Origin of the sequence: Actinomadura sp. NPDC000929 (assembly GCF_040492065.1) — a bacterium.
GTDB classification, from domain to species: Bacteria; Actinomycetota; Actinomycetes; order Streptosporangiales; family Streptosporangiaceae; genus Spirillospora; species Spirillospora verrucosospora.
This window is the reverse complement of the sequence record NZ_JBEUPA010000070.1, coordinates 21,760-38,466: the sequence shown is the minus strand read 5'-3', so window position 1 is coordinate 38,466 and position 16,707 is coordinate 21,760. Positions and strand designations below refer to the sequence as shown.

General features: G+C 74.2%; 11 protein-coding genes and 1 pseudogene. 2 read left to right on the top strand and 10 right to left on the bottom strand.

Annotated features, from left to right (window positions below):
- Nucleotides 1-90: 90 nt before the first annotated feature.
- From ABWI04_RS23465 to tkt, 10 genes and pseudogenes are all read right to left on the bottom strand, one after another.
- Nucleotides 91-423, bottom strand: a complete 333-nt coding sequence (locus tag ABWI04_RS23465) for a cupin domain-containing protein (RefSeq protein ID WP_345181007.1) — start codon at nt 421-423, stop codon at nt 91-93.
- 43 nt (nt 424-466) lie between these two features.
- Nucleotides 467-1,669 carry a L,D-transpeptidase gene (locus ABWI04_RS23460; protein WP_345181009.1) on the bottom strand — a complete coding sequence of 401 codons (1,203 nt, stop codon included), beginning with the start codon at nt 1,667-1,669 and terminating at the stop codon, nt 467-469.
- Between the two features lie 129 nt (nt 1,670-1,798).
- Nucleotides 1,799-2,578, bottom strand: coding sequence for a 6-phosphogluconolactonase (pgl, locus tag ABWI04_RS23455; protein ID WP_353833779.1), 780 nt, complete (start codon nt 2,576-2,578; stop codon nt 1,799-1,801).
- Nucleotides 2,579-2,748: 170 nt separating this feature from the next.
- A pseudogene (gene opcA / locus ABWI04_RS23450) lies at nt 2,749-3,660 on the bottom strand (glucose-6-phosphate dehydrogenase assembly protein OpcA); the annotation flags it as partial.
- Nucleotides 3,661-5,187 (bottom strand): glucose-6-phosphate dehydrogenase, encoded by a 1,527-nt coding sequence (gene zwf, locus ABWI04_RS23445; protein WP_345181016.1) that lies wholly within the window; start codon nt 5,185-5,187, stop codon nt 3,661-3,663.
- A 133-nt stretch (nt 5,188-5,320) separates the two neighbouring features.
- Entirely contained in the window at nt 5,321-6,952 is a 1,632-nt protein-coding gene (locus tag ABWI04_RS23440; protein WP_353833777.1) for a glucose-6-phosphate isomerase, read from the bottom strand.
- On the bottom strand, nt 6,949-8,631 hold the full coding sequence (locus tag ABWI04_RS23435) for a phosphoheptose isomerase (protein WP_345181020.1): 1,683 nt from the start codon (nt 8,629-8,631) through the stop codon (nt 6,949-6,951). The genes ABWI04_RS23440 and ABWI04_RS23435 overlap by 4 nt, the downstream gene beginning before the upstream one ends.
- A gap of 124 nt (nt 8,632-8,755) precedes the next feature.
- Nucleotides 8,756-10,411 carry a glucose-6-phosphate isomerase gene (locus ABWI04_RS23430; RefSeq protein ID WP_353833776.1) on the bottom strand — a complete coding sequence of 552 codons (1,656 nt, stop codon included), beginning with the start codon at nt 10,409-10,411 and terminating at the stop codon, nt 8,756-8,758.
- Complete coding sequence (gene tal / locus ABWI04_RS23425; protein WP_345181025.1) at nt 10,408-11,523, bottom strand: transaldolase; 1,116 nt, start codon at nt 11,521-11,523, stop codon at nt 10,408-10,410. The genes ABWI04_RS23430 and tal overlap by 4 nt, the downstream gene beginning before the upstream one ends.
- A gap of 94 nt (nt 11,524-11,617) precedes the next feature.
- Nucleotides 11,618-13,744, bottom strand: a complete 2,127-nt coding sequence (gene tkt, locus ABWI04_RS23420) for a transketolase (protein ID WP_353833775.1) — start codon at nt 13,742-13,744, stop codon at nt 11,618-11,620.
- A gap of 605 nt (nt 13,745-14,349) precedes the next feature.
- On the opposite strand from tkt, the gene ABWI04_RS23415 reads away from it, so the two are divergent.
- Together ABWI04_RS23415 and ABWI04_RS23410 are read left to right on the top strand one after the other, a co-directional pair.
- Nucleotides 14,350-15,339: a heme o synthase gene (locus ABWI04_RS23415; protein ID WP_449719268.1), complete on the top strand. Its 990-nt coding sequence runs from the start codon at nt 14,350-14,352 to the stop codon at nt 15,337-15,339.
- A 77-nt stretch (nt 15,340-15,416) separates the two neighbouring features.
- On the top strand, nt 15,417-16,640 hold the full coding sequence (locus tag ABWI04_RS23410; protein WP_345181029.1) for a PrsW family intramembrane metalloprotease: 1,224 nt from the start codon (nt 15,417-15,419) through the stop codon (nt 16,638-16,640).
- The last annotated feature ends 67 nt before the right edge of the window (nt 16,641-16,707 follow it).

Here is a 16,707-nt window from a genome sequence, read left to right as displayed (position 1 = left end):
CCGGGGGATTCGTGGTTACCGTGTCCTTGCTCAATGAAAGCAACATCCGATCGTTCTTGACTTAGCCCGGCCCGGCGCCTCACCGCCCGGTCAGCCGGGCTTGGCCACGGTGAGCAGCACCGCGGCGTCCTCCAGCGCCTCCAGGCTGTGCCGCGCGTCCGGGATGATCAGCAGGTCCCCGGCGATGCCGTCCCAGGAGTCCTGGCCGGCCACCAGCCGCACGCGGCCCTGCATGACCAGGACCGTCGCCTCGCCGGGGCTCTCGTGCTCCGCCAGCGCCGTGCCCGCCGTCATGGCGATCAGCGTCTGGCGCAGGACGTGCTCGTGCCCGCCGTACACGGTCTCGGCGCCGCGCCCGGTCGAGGCCGCGGCGGCGCGCTTCATCAGGCCCCGGACCTGTGCGTCCAACGAGAGCTTCTGCATGGCACCAAGTGTGCCAGTGGGGTCGCGGACGGCACCGGTGGCCTCAGGCGAGGGGCGTGCCCATGACCGGCTCGCCCACCGCGCTGCCCTTCAGCCATGCGTCCCAGGACTTCGCCCACGGCGTCGGCCCGTTCCCGAACTGGAGCTGCCGCGACGTGCCGGTCACCTTCACCACGTCGCCCCGGTTGGTGAAGTCGTAGAACCACTTGGCGTCGCCCGGGGAGGCGTTCACGCACCCGTGGCTGACGTTGTCGTTGCCCTGCGCGTCGGTCGACCACGGCGCCGAGTGGACGAACGTCCCGCTGTAGGTGAGCCGGACGTTCCACTTCGTCGGGATCCGGTACTCGCCGGGGTCGCCGGTGGTGGCCGAGTCCATGACGATGTGCGCCGCCTTCTCCTGCGCGATCATGGTGCCGCTGTAGCTGTCGTGGCCCGGCTTGCCGAGGCTCACCTTCATCGTCCGCACCGTCCTGCCGCCGTCGGTGACCGTCGCCCGGTGCTTCTTGGCGTCGACGGTGGTGATGTGACGCGGCCCGACGGTGAAGCCGACGGTGCGGTCCTTCATCCCGTACATGCCCCCGCCGGCGTTCAGCCCCGCCAGGTGCGCGACGACCTCCACCTTCTGCCCGGACGGCCAGTAGTCGCGGGGCCGGAAGTCGACCTCCTTGTCGCCGATCCAGGACCAGGCGCCCTCGACCGGCTTGGACATGCGGACCTCGAGGGCCTTCTCCACCGCCGCCTTGCCGGCCTTGGTGCTCACCGGCTTGGACAGCAGCAGCTGGACGGGCATGCCGACGCCGACGGTCTCGCCGTCCAGCGGCGACATGCCGCTCTCCAGCTTCCTGCGCGGCGTCAGCGTCGTGAACGTCGACGTCGTCGTGGCCTGCTTGCCGCCGTCCCCGGTGGCCTTGGCCGTGACCGTGTACGTCGTGGACGGCCGCAGCGTCCACGACGACGTCCACGACTTCCTGTCGGCGGCGAGCTTCCCCGCGGCCTTCGCGCCCTTCTTGCCGTAGGTGACGGTCACGCTCGTGAGCGTGCCGTTGTCCGCCGTGACGGTGACCGGTTTGTCCGGGGCCGCCTGCCGCGTCCCGGTGGCGGGCGTGACGGCGAGCTTCACCGCGTCCCCGGCCTCGCCGCCGTCACCGCCCCCTCCTCCACCGCCACCGGACGAGCAGCCCGCGGCGGCGATCACCGCCGCCCCGGCGACCGCCGCTCCCACCGTCCCGGTCCGACCCTTGAGCACCTGAGAACTCCTCACGCTCGACGCGGGTTTTCCCTTGGTGAAGGTATGCACGCTTTCGGCCGAGGCATGCGGGAGCACCGCTACTGTTCAGTCTTCTCCCAGGTGTACGGGCCTTACTTCACGCGGGGTTCAAGGGGCGATGACGCGCCCCGTACCCGGCGGAAGCTCGGACGCGGCGGCCCGGTCGAGCAGGAACAGGGTCCGGCTCCGCCCGCGGGCCCCCGCGCACGGGACGTGGAAGGGGTCCGCGTCCGGCGCCAGCCCGAGCCCGATGGCCTTCGCCTTGGACTCGCCCGCCGCCAGCAGCCACACCTCGTCCGCGGCGCGCAGGGAGGGGAACGTCAGCGAGATCCGGGTCGGGGGCGGCTTCGGGGCGCCCCGCACCGCCGCCACCGCTCCCTCGTCGCGCAGCGCCGGCAGCTCCGGGAACAGCGACGCCACGTGCGCGTCGGGGCCGACGCCCAGCATCACCACGTCGAAGGCCGGGACCGGTCCGCCCCCCGTTCCGGCGGCGGACCGCAGCTCGGCGGCGTACCGCTCGGCCGCGGCGTCCGGGTCGTCGCCGTCCGGGCCGTCGGCCGCCGGCATCGCGTGGACCCGCGCCGGGTCGAGCGGGACGTGGTCGAGCAGCGCCTCCCGCGCCCCGGTCTCGTTGCGCTCAGGGTCTCCGGCGGGCAGGAAGCGCTCGTCGCCCCACCACAGGTCGAGCCGGCCCCAGTCGACCGCGTCGCGGGCGCCGGAGGCGGCCAGCGCGGCGAGCACCGCCGTGCCGACGCCGCCGCCGGTGAGCACCACCGACGCCGTACCCCGCGCCGCCTGGGCGTCGGCGATCCGCGTCACGAGCCGGGCCGCGGCCGCCTCGGCGAGCAGGGACTGGTCGCGGTGGACCAGGACGGTCGGGGCGGTCACGCGTCCCCCGTCCTGCCGCGGCCCTTGCGCGCCGGCTGCTTCGAGTCCGCCTGCTTCGAGTCCGCCTGCCCGGCTCCCGCCCGCTTGGCCGTCGCCTGCTTCCTGGGCGGCGCGGCCGCGTCGGACGTCGCCGACACCGGCTCGCTCGCCACGCCCGGCTTCTGCGTCCCGCCCGCCAGGTCCTTGGCGAACCGGGCGGCGGCGTCGCGGTAGACCTCGTCGGGGTCGAGGCGCCGCAGCTCCTCGGCCAGCAGCTCCGCCATCGGCCGCCGCATCAGCGACACCTGCCGGTCGGGCTGGCCGGGGCGGCACAGCGTCGCGACCCGCCCGTCCGGGCGGTCGATGACCAGGTCGCCGCCCGTCGTCACCAGCCGGACGCCGGTGATGCCGGGGCCCTCGGAGACCCTCCGGTCCACCGGGACGCCGAGCCGGACCGACAGCCACGCCGCCAGCAGCTCCGCGCTCGGGGAGTCCGGTTCGGCCATCACCTCGCCCGAGGTGATCTCGTCGTGCTCCTGGTCGAGCGCGGCCGCCAGCAGCGACCGCCAGGAGGTCAGCCGCGTCCAGGTGAAGTCGGTGTCGCCCGGCCGGTAGCCCTCGGCGAGCTGGGCCAGGGTGCCGAGCCGGTCGCGGGCCGCGTAGGCGTCGGTCACCCGGCGCTGCGCCAGCCGGCCCAGCGGGTCCTTGGCGGGCACCTTCGGCACCTTGCCGCCGGGCCACCACGTCACCACCGGGGTGTCGGGCATCAGCAGCGGCACGACGACGGAGTCGGCGTGCTCGGCGAGCGGCCCGTACATGCGCAGCAGCACCGTCTCGCCGGGGCCGGTCTCGCCCATCCGGATCTCCGCGTCGAGCCGCGAGGAGTTGCCCCGCGGGTCGCGGGAGATGACGGTCAGCACCCGGCAGGGGTGCTCGCGCGCCGCCTCGGTCGCGGCGCGCACCGCGTCGTACTGCGCCGACTCGTCCGTCACGATGATCAGTGTGAGCACCATGCCGACGGCCGGGCCGCCCATCAGATGCCGGGACTGCGTCAGCGCGTCCTGGATCTTGCGGGTCGTCGTGCCGGTCAGATCGATGTTCATCTAGAGCCGCCTCCAGGTTCGGCCGTCCCGCGCCATCAGCTCGTCGGCGCTGTCGGGCCCGTAGCCGCCGGCCTTGTACTGGTCGAGGCCGCCCCGGCTGGCCCAGTACTCCTCGATGGGGTCGAGGATCTTCCAGGACAGCTCGACCTCCTCCTGCCGGGGGAACAGCGGCGGGTCGCCGATCAGCACGTCGAGCAGCAGCCGCTCGTAGGCCTCGGGCGAGGCCTCGGTGAAGGACTCGCCGTAGGCGAAGTCCATGTTGACGTCGCGGATCTCCATCGAGGTGCCGGGCACCTTCGAGCCGAACCGGACCGTGATGCCCTCGTCCGGCTGCACCCGCATCACCAGGGCGTTCTGCCCGAGCTCCTCGGTGTCGGTGTGTGAGAACGGCAGGTGCGGCGCCTGCTGGAACACCATCGCCACCTCCGTGACCCGGCGGCTCAGCCGCTTGCCGGTGCGCAGGTAGAACGGGACGCCCGCCCAGCGGCGGTTGTCGATCTCCAGCTTGACCGCCGCGTAGGTCTCGGTGCGCGAGTCGGCGGGGATGCCCTCCTCCTCCAGGTACCCCCGGACGCTCACGCCGCCCTGCCAGCCCGCCGCGTACTGCCCGCGCGCCGTCGACTGGGCCAGGTCGCCCCGCACCCGCACCGCGGAAAGGATCTTGGCCTTCTCGGCGCGGACGGCGTCGGCGCTGAACGAGGTCGGCTCCTCCATCGCGGTGAGCGCCAGCAGCTGGAGCAGGTGGTTCTGGATGACGTCGCGGGCGGCGCCGATGCCGTCGTAGTACCCGGCCCGGCCGCCGATCCCGATGTCCTCGGCCATCGTGATCTGCACGTGGTCGACGAAGGAGCGGTTCCAGATCGGCTCGAACATCGTGTTGGCGAACCGCAGGGCCAGGATGTTCTGCACCGTCTCCTTGCCGAGGTAGTGGTCGATCCGGAAGATCGCCTCCTCGGGGAACACGCGGTGCACGGTGTCGTTCAGCTCCACCGCGGTCTTCAGGTCGCGGCCGAAGGGCTTCTCGATGACGACCCGGCGCCAGGAGCCCTCCTTGCGGTCGGCGAGGCCGCTGCGCTGCAGCTGCTCGACGACCTGCGGGAAGAACTTCGGGGGGATCGACAGGTAGAACGCGTAGTTGCCCCCGGTGCCGCGGCTCTCGTCCAGCTCCTTGACCGCCATCGCCAGCGCGTCGAACGCGCCCGGGTCGCTGAACTCACCGGGGACGAAGTGCATGCCCTCCATCAGGTGCGTCCACACGTCCTCGCGGAACGGGGTCCGCGCGTGGGCCTTGACGGACTCGTAGGCGATCTGGCGGAAGTCCTCGTTCTCCCAGTCGCGCCGAGCGAATCCCACCAGGGAGAAGCCCGGCGGCAGCAGCCCCCGGTTCGCCAGATCGTAGATCGCCGGGAGGAGCTTCTTGCGCGACAGGTCCCCGGTGACACCGAACAGCACGAGCACGCACGGCCCGGCCACCCGCGGCAGGCGCTTGTCCCGCGGGTCGCGGAGCGGATTGGCTGTGTTGGTCACGTGGCCCCCTCTGATCGCACTGCGCCTTCTTCGACTACTGCTTCAAGCATCCTGCCCCAACTCGTATCGCGGGCCCCAACTCGGTATCGCCCCCTGTCCGGCCACGGTCTTCGCCGGTTCCCGGTGTGCGCGCTCATATGTCTCCTCTGGCGGCGTCGAGCAGCCGGGCCAGCCCCGCCCAGCGGTTCTGCAGGTGGAGCCGGACCACCGGGCGGCCCGCCGCGCACGCGTCGCGGGCGTCCCCCAGCGCCCGCGCGAGCTGCAGCATGCCGAGCGTGTGGTGCCGGCCGGGGACCGGCACGTCGCGGACGACGTTCCCGGTCACCAGAAGGTAAACGCATCCGTCCGGGTGATCATTTCCGGTCGCGGGCGGCCGCGTGCCCCAGTCCACCCGCACCGGCCGCCCGCAGCGCGCGGCGAGCAGCGCGGCGAGCCGGCGCACCTGCGCACCCTGGCCGCGCGCCTCGTCCGGGTCGAGGTGGGCGACCAGCACGAGGTGCTCGCCCCGCCCGACGCGACCGGCCAGCGCGTCCAGCAGCCCGGTGAGCCCGGTGAGCCCGGTGAGCCCGGACGCGCCGGCCAGCGCGGGGACGGCCGTGCGGGCCTCGACCGCCTGGCCGGGGTCGCCGTCGGCGAACAGCGGCTCGCCGGTCCCGTCGTCCAGCGTCATCGGGGCGGGCCGTTCCGCCGCCGCCAGCGGGTCGGCCTCCAGCAGGTAGGACGCCACCGCGGCGGCGTACTCCCATACGACGAGTTGCGCGGCGAGCGGCCCGGCGACCGTGGCGTCGTCCTGGTGCGGGCGGCCGTCGAACGTCAGCAGGAACAGGTCGTCGTCGGGCTGCAACGGCAGGCCCCCGTCCTGGACGACCGGCACCAGCCGGCCGCCCGCCGCCTCCCGCAGCAGCAGCGCCGCCCATCCGGCGATGCCCGGCAGCGCCGCCGGGTAGCCGCCGAGCACGGCCGTCCGCCGCCCGGCGCGGGCCGCTCCGCCGAGGATGGCGCCGAGCACGAGCCCCGGATTGTGCTCCGGCCGCGTGAGCGACGGCAGGACGGCGGTGGCCTCCTCCAGCAGCGCCCCGACGTCGGCGCCGGCGAGCGCCGCGGGCACCAGCGCGTAGGGGGACAGCGCGCCGAACGCGGTGGGCGCCGGAGCCTCCACCAGCGCGTGCCCCGCCTCCGCCGCGTGCCCGGCCGCCGCCGCGCGCGGCTCGGCGACCGTCACGAACCGCCGCGCGATCCCGGCGGGGGACAGGCCCTCCTCCCGCAGCGCCTCCGCGAGCACCTCGCGCAGCGCCTCGGTGGCCGGGTCGCCGCCGGTCACCACGAACGCCGTCCGGTTCAGCCGCTCCGGGTCCTCCCTGAGGCGCAGCGGCGGCCCGGGGTCGGGGCCGTCCAGCACCGTCAGCGAGCCGCGGCCGTCCGGCGCGGGTGCTCCGCCGGCGCGGACGATCAGCTCTGCGGCGCGGGCCGGGGCGCCGCCGCCGAGCAGCACCACGTCGGTCAGCCCGTCCTCGCGGGCCCGCGCGCGCAGCTGTTCGGCACGTTCCAACACCGCGCGGCCGGGACCGGGCTGCCCAGGCCAGCACAGCGGGCGGCCCTCCACGCCGGCGGTGGCCGCCGACGGCCACAGCGACGCGTCCTCCGAGGCGAGCCGGACCGGCACCTGGTCGATCCACAACCTTCCCAGGACCCGCTCGGCGGCCTCCTTCAGCGGACCGCGAGCGGTGATGGCCGTCTCCCCCGAGACGACGGCGGTGAAGCTCACGGTCTGCGCGCCCCCGCCACCGCGCGGACCGCCTCGATCAGCCGTCCCGCGCCGTCCACCGGGTTGCGCAGGTGCAGCCGGATGACCGGCAGCCGCCGCGCGCGCAGCGCCCGCAGCTCCCCGAGGGCGCGCGCGATCTGCAGCTGCGCCAGGCTGTAGGGGCGCCCGGGGACGGGGTGCGCGGCCAGCGCGTCGCCCGGCGCGGGATCGCCGGTGATGATCAGGAACGCGCCGTTGCCCGGACCGTCCTTGTGCACCGGACCCGTGGCGTGCGGGTAGCCGGGTCCCGGCCCGTAGGCGACGGGGCGCCCGGACGCGCGGGCCAGCGACGGCGCGAGGTAGCGCCCGGAGAAGTCGCCCGACAGGTACGTCATGACCGCGAGGTAGCCGTCGGACGGCACCGAGGCGACCAGGCCGCCGAGGACGGTCTGCAGCTCGGCGCCGGGCGGCCACGGGAAGTCGGCGTGCACCTCGATGTCGTCCTCGACGTACACCGGCCGCTCCGCCGTGAGCGACCCGGTCGCGACCGTGCGCAGCAGCGTGGCGGCGTCGTCCTCGGCTTCCTGGACGACCGCGCTGCCCGCCTCGAACGGGTTCACGCCGAGCAGCCACCCGGCGACCGCCGTCGCGTACTCCCACAGCAGGAACTGCGCGCCGAGCGGCGCCCACACCGAGGTGTCGGACTCGTCCTGCGCCGCCGAGCGCGGATTGACCGACACGCCGTGCACGTCGGGGAAGTCGCCCCGGCCGCCGGGCGGCTCGAAGGCCAGCACGCCGCGCCCCCGCTTGCCGGTGCCGACCGCGAGCAGCTGGGCGATCCACGCGCTCAGCGCGCCCGGCCCGCCCGGTTCGCGCAGCAGCACCTTGTCGCGGGCGAGGCCGCCCGGCCCCTGTTGCGCGCAGCCGCCGATGACGGCGCCGAGCAGCAGGCCCGGGTTGTCCTCGTTCCTGGACAGCGACGGCACGAGCGACGCCGCCTCCTCCAGGAGCCGGTCGGCGTCCGCGCCCGCCAGCACGGCGGGGACGAGCCCGTAGGCGGACAGGGCGCCGTAGTGCCCGGGCAGGTAGGGGTCGGTCAGCCCGATCCGGTAGCCGCACTGGCGGGCGAAGTCGTGCAGCGGGCTGCCGTGGTCGGTGATGACGAGGAACCGGCTCGCGATCTCCCGCTCCGACAGGCCCCGCTCCCGGAACGCCGCCGCGAAGATCCGGCGGTAGGCGTCGCCCTCCAGGGACACGCCCGCCTTGCTGGCCAGCACGACCAGCGTGCGGTCGAGCCGCTCCATCGCGAACGCGAGCGCGGCGGTGTCGCCGCCGTCCAGCACGGTCAGCTCGCCGGACGGCCGCTCGGCCGCGCCGCCGGCGCCCGCCATCGCGGGCGCCTGCGCCTCCACGACGGCCTGCGCGGCGAGGCTCTCCGCGCCGACGCCGATCAGCACCACATGGTCGAGGCCCGAGTACCGCGCCTCCGCCACCAGCCCGCCGACCTGGTTCAGCAGCCCGCGGGAGGCGAACGGCAGGTCGAGCCAGCCCAGCCGGCTGTGGTCGACCGCCCGCCGCCCCCACAGCTGAGGGTCCTTGGCGGCCAGCGCACCGGGGACGCCGCAGCTCACGAGGTAGTCCCGCGCCTGCAGCGCCGAGTCCAGCACGTCACCGCGCGTGAGTACGTCGAATCCTGACACCGTTCCCTCCCGGCCCCCATCGTTTCAGGAGAGAAAGGGCATTCGCGACCATCTCCATCGATCTTCTTGGTCGCGTCCCGGATCCGGCCGGTCGCGGTGAGTCGACGCGGCCGGACCCGGTCGGTCAGCCCAGCGCGGCCGCGAGCCGGTCGAGTCCCTCGGCGCGGTCGCGCAGGTGGATCCGGAAGGCGGGACGGCCGAGCGACCGCAGCACCCGCAGGTCGCCGAACGCCTGCGCGAGCTGCAGCTCGCCGAGGCTGTAGGGCCTGCCCGGCACGGGGACGTCGCCGGAGACGGCACCGGTGACCATCAGGAACGCGCCGTTCGCCGGGCCGCCCTTGTGGTACTGCCCGGCCGTGTGCAGGCAGCGGGGCCCCCAGCCGAAGGTGACGGGGGCGGGATTGCGGCGGACCTTGGCGGCCCGCGCCGCCAGCAGCGGCCGCAGCTCCGCCGCCGCGGCGTCCGCGGTCCGGTCGAGGTAGGCCAGGAGCGCGAGGTAGCCGCCGTCCTCGATGTCCTCCAGCAGGACGTCCAGCGCCTCGGTGAGGGTCCGCGCGCCGCGCAGCGCGTCCTCGGGGGCGTGCATCTCGACGGCGCCCTCGACCAGCTCGGGGGGCCGGTGCACCACCGTCGGCGCGGCGCCCTCCTCCGAGCGCAGCAGCGCCGCCGTGCTCTCCCGCGACTCGCCGACGTCGGGCTCGGTGAACGGGTCGACCCCGATCACCCGGCACGCCACCGCGACCGCGTACTCCCACAGCAGGAACTGCCCGCCGAGCGGCCCGGCGACGCTCACCCCCGCCTCGCGCCCGGGGCCCGGCTCGTCCGGGCGGCGGCCCAGGATGACGCGCCGCAGGTCGCCGGTCAGCTCGAAGCCGGGCGCGTCGACGCCCTCCACCGCGACCGGGAGCAGACCCTTGCCGTCCTTGCCCATCGCCCCGGCGACCAGCTGCTCCGCCCACGCGGCGAAGCCCTCCAGGCCGGACCCGAGGTCGGCGATCACCAGCTTGTCGCGGGAGCCGAGCGCCGAGGAGGCCAGCGCCGCGCCGAGCGCCAGCGCCGGGTTGTCGTAGGGCTGCCGCAGCACCGCCGCGAGCCGGGACGCCTCGTCCAGCAGGGACCCGACGTCCACTCCCGCGAGCGCCGCCGGGACCAGCGCCCGCGCGCCGAGCGCGCCGAACCGGCCGTCGACGTCCTCCTCGGCCGGGACGAAGTGGTGCCCGACGTCGCGGGCCGCCTGCTGGAGGGCGGAGCCCTCTTCGGCGACCACGACGAACCGGCGGGCCAGCTCGGCGCCCTTCAGCCCGGCCTCGGAGAAGGCGCGCCCGAAGACGCGCCGCAGCGATTCGGCCTCGACGCCCTCGTCCGCCACGACGACGAGCGTCCGGTCCAGGCCGGCGGCCAGGACGGCGGACACCTCGTGCGGGTCGGTGGTGTCGAGGACGGTCAGGTCCGCGCCCGCCGTCCGGCAGATCGCCTCCGCCGCCAGCGCCGGACCCCCGGACGCCGCCAGCACGATCCGGTCGAGCCCGGCGGAGCGGACCTCGCCCACCAGCTCCGACAGCCGGTCGCACAGGTAACGCGAGGTCTCCGGCAGGCCCAGCCAGCCGAGCCGGCGGGCGGCGAGCGGGGCCGCGTCCGGACCCCACAGCTTGGCGTTGCGGGACGCGAGCGAGCCGGGCACGCCGTCGGAGACGAGACGGTCCAGGACCGTCTCGCTCTCGTCGACGACGGTGCCGCGGATGGTGACCGAGATCCCCCCGGCGGTCACCACCGACGTCACGCGCCGGCCTTCTTGGACTCCAGCTCGCCGGTGATGGTGTCGAGGAGCTCCGTCCAGGACGCCTCGAACTTCTCGACGCCCTCCTCCTCCAGCACCCGCACGACGTCGTCGTAGTCGACGCCGACGTCCTTCAGCGCCGCCATGTGCGCGCGGGCGTCGTCATAGGCGCCCCGGACGGTGTCGCCGCGGACCTGGCCGTGGTCGGCCTCGGCCACCAGCGTCGCCTCCGGCATCGTGTTGACCGTGCCCGGCGCGACCAGCTCGTCCACGTACAGGGTGTCGCTGAGGTCGGGGTCCTTCACGCCGGTCGAGGCCCACAGCGGCCGCTGCGGGCGCGCCCCGGCGTCCTTGAGCGCCTTCCACCGATCGGTGGCGGACTTCTCCTCGTACAGCGCGTAGGCGAGCCGGGCGTTGGCGAGGCCCGCCTTGGAGCGCAGCGCCTTCGCCTCGTCCGAGCCGATCTTGTCGAGCCGCTTGTCGATCTCGGTGTCCACCCGGCTGACGAAGAACGAGGCCACCGAGGCGATCTTCGACAGGTCGTGGCCGTTCTCCCGGGCCTTCTCCAGCCCGGCGAAGAACGCGTCGATGACCTTGCCGTAGCGCTCCAGCGAGAAGATCAGCGTCACGTTCACGCTGATGCCCTCGGCCAGCACCGCCGTGATCGCCGGCAGGCCCTCCTCCGTCGCCGGGATCTTGATGAGCAGGTTGGGCCGGTCCACCATCCACCACAGCGCCCGCGCCTCGGCGATCGTGCGGCGGGTGTCGCGGGCCACCCGCGGGTCGACCTCGATCGACACGCGGCCGTCCAGGCCCTCGGTCCGGTCGTAGACCGGGCGCAGCACGTCGCAGCCCCACCGGATGTCGTAGGTGGTGATGGCGCGGGCCGCCTCCTCGACGTCCACGCCGCGCACCGCGAGGTCGCGGACCTGCTCGTCGTAGGCGTCGCCCTTGCTCAGCGCCTTCGCGAAGATCGTCGGGTTGGACGTGACGCCGACGACGTGCTTGTCCTTGACCAGCTCCGCCAGGTTGCCCGTGCGCAGCCGCTCCCGGCTGATGTCGTCCAGCCAGATCGAGACGCCCTCGCCCGAGAGCTTCTTCAGAATGTCGCTCATCGCTCTTCTCCTCGTCGTCGTCTTCATCGCCCCGCCGGGGCGGGCGGGCGGCGTGCGGGGGTGCGCGGACGCCGCCCGCCTCGCGGGCCGTGACTCAGTTGCCGGTCGTCTCGCCCTGCCCCGCGTGGCGCACGCCGGCCCGGATGAGGCTGGCCTTGGCCGCCGCCACCACGCGCTCGGGCGTGATGCCGAACTGCAGGAACAGGGTCTTGTAGTCGGCCGAGGCGCCGAAGTGCTCCAGGCTCACCGACTCGCCGGCGTCGCCGACGTAGCCGCGCCAGCCGAGCGCCACGCCGGCCTCGACCGACACCCGGGCGCGCACGCCCGGCGGCAGCACCTCCTGCCGGTAGGCGTCGCTCTGCTGCTCGAACCACTCCACGCACGGCATCGACACCACGCGGGTCGGGGTGCCCTCGGACTGCAGCGTCGTGCGCGCCTGCAGCGCCAGCTCCACCTCGCTGCCGGTCGCGATGAGGATCACCTCGGGCCGCCCGCCGTCGGCGTCGGCCAGCACGTAGCCGCCCTTGGCCGCGCCCTCGGCGGAGGCGATCTCGCCGCCGCGCTCCAGCGTCGCCAGCTTCTGCCGGGTCAGCGCCAGGCCGGCCGGGCGGTCGGTGTGCTGCAGGATCGTCCGCCACGCCACCGCGGTCTCGTTGGCGTCGGCGGGACGGACGACGTCCAGGCCCGGGATCGCCCGCAGCGCCCACAGGTGCTCGACGGGCTGGTGGGTCGGGCCGTCCTCGCCGAGCCCGATCGAGTCGTGCGTCCAGACGAAGGTGACCGGCAGCTTCATCAGCGCCGCCAGCCGGACCGCCGGGCGCATGTAGTCACTGAAGATCAGGAACGTGCCGCCGTAGGGGCGGGTGCCGCCATGCAGCGCGATGCCGTTGCAGATCGCGGCCATCGCGTGCTCGCGGACGCCGAAGTGCAGCGTGCGGCCGTAGCGGTGGCCGGGGAACTCCTTGGTCTGGAACTCCTCCGGGATGAAGGACGGCTCGCCCTTCATCGTCGTGTTGTTGCTCTCCGCGAGGTCGGCCGAGCCGCCCCACAGTTCCGGCAGCACCGGCGCCAGCGACGCCAGCACCTCGCCGGACGCCGCGCGGGTCGCGATGGACTTGCCCGCCTCGAACTCCGGCAGCGCGCTCTCCCAGCCGGCCGGCAGCGTCCGCGAGGAGATCCGGTCGAACTCCGCGGCCCGCTCGGGGTTCGCGGAGCGCCACGCCTCGAACGCCTTGCTCCACTCGGCGTGGTCCGCGCGGCCCCGGTCGGACACGGCGCGGGCGTGGGCCAGCACGTCCTCGGGGACCTGGAAGCTCTCGGCCGGGTCCATGCCGAGGATCTGCTTGGTCGCGGCGACCTCGTCGGCGCCGAGCGCCGAACCGTGGATCTTGCCGGTGTTCTTCTTGTTCGGCGCCGGCCAGCCGATGATCGTGCGGAGCGCGATGAAGGACGGGCGGGACGTGTCGGCCTTGGCCGCGGCGAACGCCTTCGCCAGCGCGGCGACGTTCTCCTCGTAGTCGCCGTCCTGCGTCCAGTCGACGTGGTGGACGTCCCAGCCGTAGGCCGCGTAACGGGCGCGCACGTCCTCCGACAGCGCGATCGCGGTGTCGTCCTCGATCGAGATGTGGTTGTCGTCGTAGAGGAGGACCAGGTTGCCGAGGCGCTGGTGCGCCGCCAGCGCGCTCGCCTCGTGGCTGATGCCCTCCTCGATGTCGCCGTCGGACGCGAACGCCCAGACGGTGTGGTCGAAGGGGGACTCGCCCTCGGGCGCGTCCGGGTCGAACAGGCCGCGCTCGCGGCGGGCCGCCATCGCCATGCCCACGGCGTTGGCGATGCCCTGCCCAAGGGGGCCGGTGGTGGTCTCAACGCCCGCGGTGTGCCCGTGCTCGGGGTGGCCGGGCGTGAGGCTGCCCCACTTGCGGAGGGACTTCAGGTCGTCCAGCGTCATCGGGTAGCCCGACAGGTACAGCTGGATGTAGAGGGTCAGGCTGGAATGGCCGCAGGACAACACGAACCTGTCCCGCCCGGCCCAGTGCGGGTCCGTCGGGTCGTGCCGCAGGAACCGCTGGAAGAGAAGGTAGGCGGCCGGCGCGAGGCTCATCGCCGTGCCTGGGTGACCGGAGCCCGCCTCCTCGACCGCGTCCATGGCGAGGGCGCGGATCACGTCCACCGCGCGCCGGTCCTGGTCGGACCACTCAAACGTGCTGTTGTCCCTGCTCACGGAAACGCCAGGCTCCTCTCGAACCGATGTCAAAGAACCACTCTGTAATGTTGTGCGCCGGCGGCCCCGCAGACGACCCCCACACAGGACAACGCCCGGCGGTGCGGCGCCTCTTCCCCCGCCCCGCACGGCCGCACGGGCGCGGTCGCGAAGATCAAGCCCGCGCCCAGCCGCGAGCCTATCGCGCGGGAGGGCGGTCGCAGGCGGGGGCGGAGGACCGCTGCGCCGGGCCCGGGCCGCGACGCTTCATGCACCCTTGCCCGAACGCCCGGCGGACTAACCCCCCGCGCGGGTGATCCGGCGGGTGATCCGAGGTCGCCCCGGCTCCGGGCGGTTGCGGCGGGCATCCCGTCCGCGGCGCGTCCGGCTCGCGCCCGCGGAGCGTCCGGGCATCGCTCGCGGGGCGTTCGGTCATCGCCCGCGGCGCGTCCGGCGACCCGGTGCGCGGCCCCCGCGGGGGGCGGACTACAGTGATTGCGCGGCTGACGCCAGCGGCCGCGGCAAGACGACCCAGCCGAAGTCGCACCCAGCCGAGGCCGGCCCGATCGCGGGGCACCGCCAGGGTGGTACCGATTTCTCATCCCTAGTCAGACGTGGACCCGATTGTGACGGTGCTCAGTAACAAGCGCGGGATCGACCTGGACGAGCAGGTGCCGGAGGCGCCCGCGTCCCCGCTCGCGCCGCCTCCCGCCGAGCGGACCGCTCGGCGCGCGCCGGGCGCCAGCGTGCGCGCCTACGTGGCGCTGACCAAGCCGCGCGTGATCGAACTGCTCCTGATCACGACCATCCCGGTGATGTTCCTGGCGGACCGGGGCGTGCCGCCGCTGTCCACCGTGCTGCTGACGCTGGCGTTCGGCACCATGTCCGCCGGCGCCGCCAACGCGATCAACTGCTACATCGACCGCGACATCGACGCCAAGATGCGCCGCACCCGGCGCCGCCCGCTGGCCCGCCACCAGGTCACCCCGGCCCGCGCCCTGGTCTTCGGGGTGACGCTCGCCGTGCTGTCCACAGCCGGGTTCCTGCTCACGGTCAACCCGGTCGCCGCGGCCGGCTCGCTGTTCGCGATCCTGTTCTACGTCTTCGTCTACTCGCTGCTGCTCAAGCGGCGCACCTCGCAGAACGTCGTGTGGGGCGGCATCGCCGGGTGCATGCCCGTCCTCATCGGCTGGGCCGCCGTCACCGGCGGCGTCGCCTGGACGCCGCTCGTCCTGTTCGGCGTGGTGTTCCTGTGGACGCCCCCGCACACCTGGACGCTCGCGATGCGCTATCGCGAGGACTACGCCGTCGCCAAGGTCCCGATGCTGCCGGTCGTGGCGTCCGAGCGCCGCGTCGTCGTCGAGAGCCTCGTGTACACCTACGCGACCGTCGCCTGCTCGCTGCTGCTGTGGCCCGTCGCCGGGATGGGCCCGGTGTACGGCGCCGTCGCCGTGGTGCTCGGCCTGGTCTTCCTGGCGGAGGGGCACCGGCTGCTGAAGGCCGTGCGCGCCGGGGTCACCGGCGTCCACCTGCGCCCGATGCGCTTCTTCCACCTGTCGAACGTCTACCTGGCGCTGCTGTTCACCGCCGTGGCGGTCGACCCGCTCCTGTACTGACCCGGCGCTCTACCCCGGCGCCGTACCGATAGGCGCGCTTTCGCGGATCGGTGCGACCTGCCGTTACGCTTCGCGGTATGGCGAGCATGGATCCCAAGGCGGTGCTCGAAGGCCGTGTCCCCGGGCGGCCTCCGGTCGGCCTGATCCTCGGCATGACCGTGTCGGGGCTGTGCGCCCTCGTCGCGCTCGGCACGGACGCCGCTCTCGGCGGGGCCGGGTTCTGGGTCGGGGTGATCCTCGCGATCCTGCCGATCCCGGTGCTGATCGCCCTGGCCCTCACCCTCGACCGGCTGGAGCCCGAGCCGCCGCGCGCCCTCGCCTTCTCGTTCATGTGGGGCGCGGGGGTCGCCGTGCTGGGCGCCCTCGTGCTCAACACCGCCGGGATGCTGTACGTGACCGTGCCCATCTTCGGCGAGACGGAGGGCCACTTCGTCAGCGCCGCCGTCGGCGCGCCGATCATCGAGGAGTCGCTGAAGGGCGCCGTCCTGTTCGGCATGCTGTGGTTCCGCCGCAACGAGATCGACGGGTTCGCCGACGGGATCATGTACGCGGCCATGGTCGGGCTCGGCTTCGCCATGATGGAGAACGTCACCTACTACACGCGGGCGTTCGAGGACGGCGGCGCGCAGCAGCTCCAGGCGGTGTTCGTCCTGCGCGGCCTGATCGCCCCGCTCAGCCACCCGCTGTTCACCTCGATGACCGGTCTCGGCGTCGCCTACGCCGCCACCCACCGGCGCGGCCAGATCGTCGCGCCGCTCGCCGGGCTGCTCGGCGCGATGGTGCTGCACGGGCTGTGGAACGGCGCAGCCGCGTTCGGGCTCGGCGGCCTCGGCATCGTCTACCTGCTGGACTTCTGCGTCCTGGTGGCGCTGATCGTCATCGTGTTCGTCGAGCGGCGCGGCACCGTGCGCCGCATCGAGACCTACCTGCCGATGTACGCGGGGACGGGCCTGGTGACGCCGCAGGACGTGCGGATGCTGCGCTCCATCCCCTCGCGCCGCGCCGCCCGCCGCTGGGCCCGCTCGGTCGGCGGCGCGCCCGCCGGACGCGCCATGGTCGACTACCAGCTCGCCGCGACGGAGCTGGCGCTGCTGCACAAGCGCGCCGACCGGGGCGTCGCCGACCAGCGCTGGTTCGTGGCCCGCCGCGACTCGCTGCTCGCACTGATGTCGCTGGCCAGGCAGGCGTTCCTGCGCACCCCGCCGCGGCCCGGGGCGGGCATCCAGGCCGGGCCGCCGTGGGCGCGGCAGGGCCCGTCGGGATTCCTGCCGCCGCAGCCGCCCGGCCCGTACGGCGCCTGACCCGCGGACGCTGCCGGAGCGGCGCGCGCGTGGGCGGGGGCCGGGTCACGGCCACGGAGACCCGGCC

What these genes read in the sequence shown, in the direction of transcription:
- ABWI04_RS23465 (WP_345181007.1), bottom strand. Translation starts at nt 423, where the DNA reads ATGCAGAAGCTCTCGTTGGACGCACAGGTCCGGGGCCTGATGAAGCGC.
- tal (WP_345181025.1), bottom strand. Translation starts at nt 11,523, where the DNA reads ATGAGCGACATTCTGAAGAAGCTCTCGGGCGAGGGCGTCTCGATCTGG.
- ABWI04_RS23410 (WP_345181029.1), top strand. Translation starts at nt 15,417, where the DNA reads ATGGCGAGCATGGATCCCAAGGCGGTGCTCGAAGGCCGTGTCCCCGGG.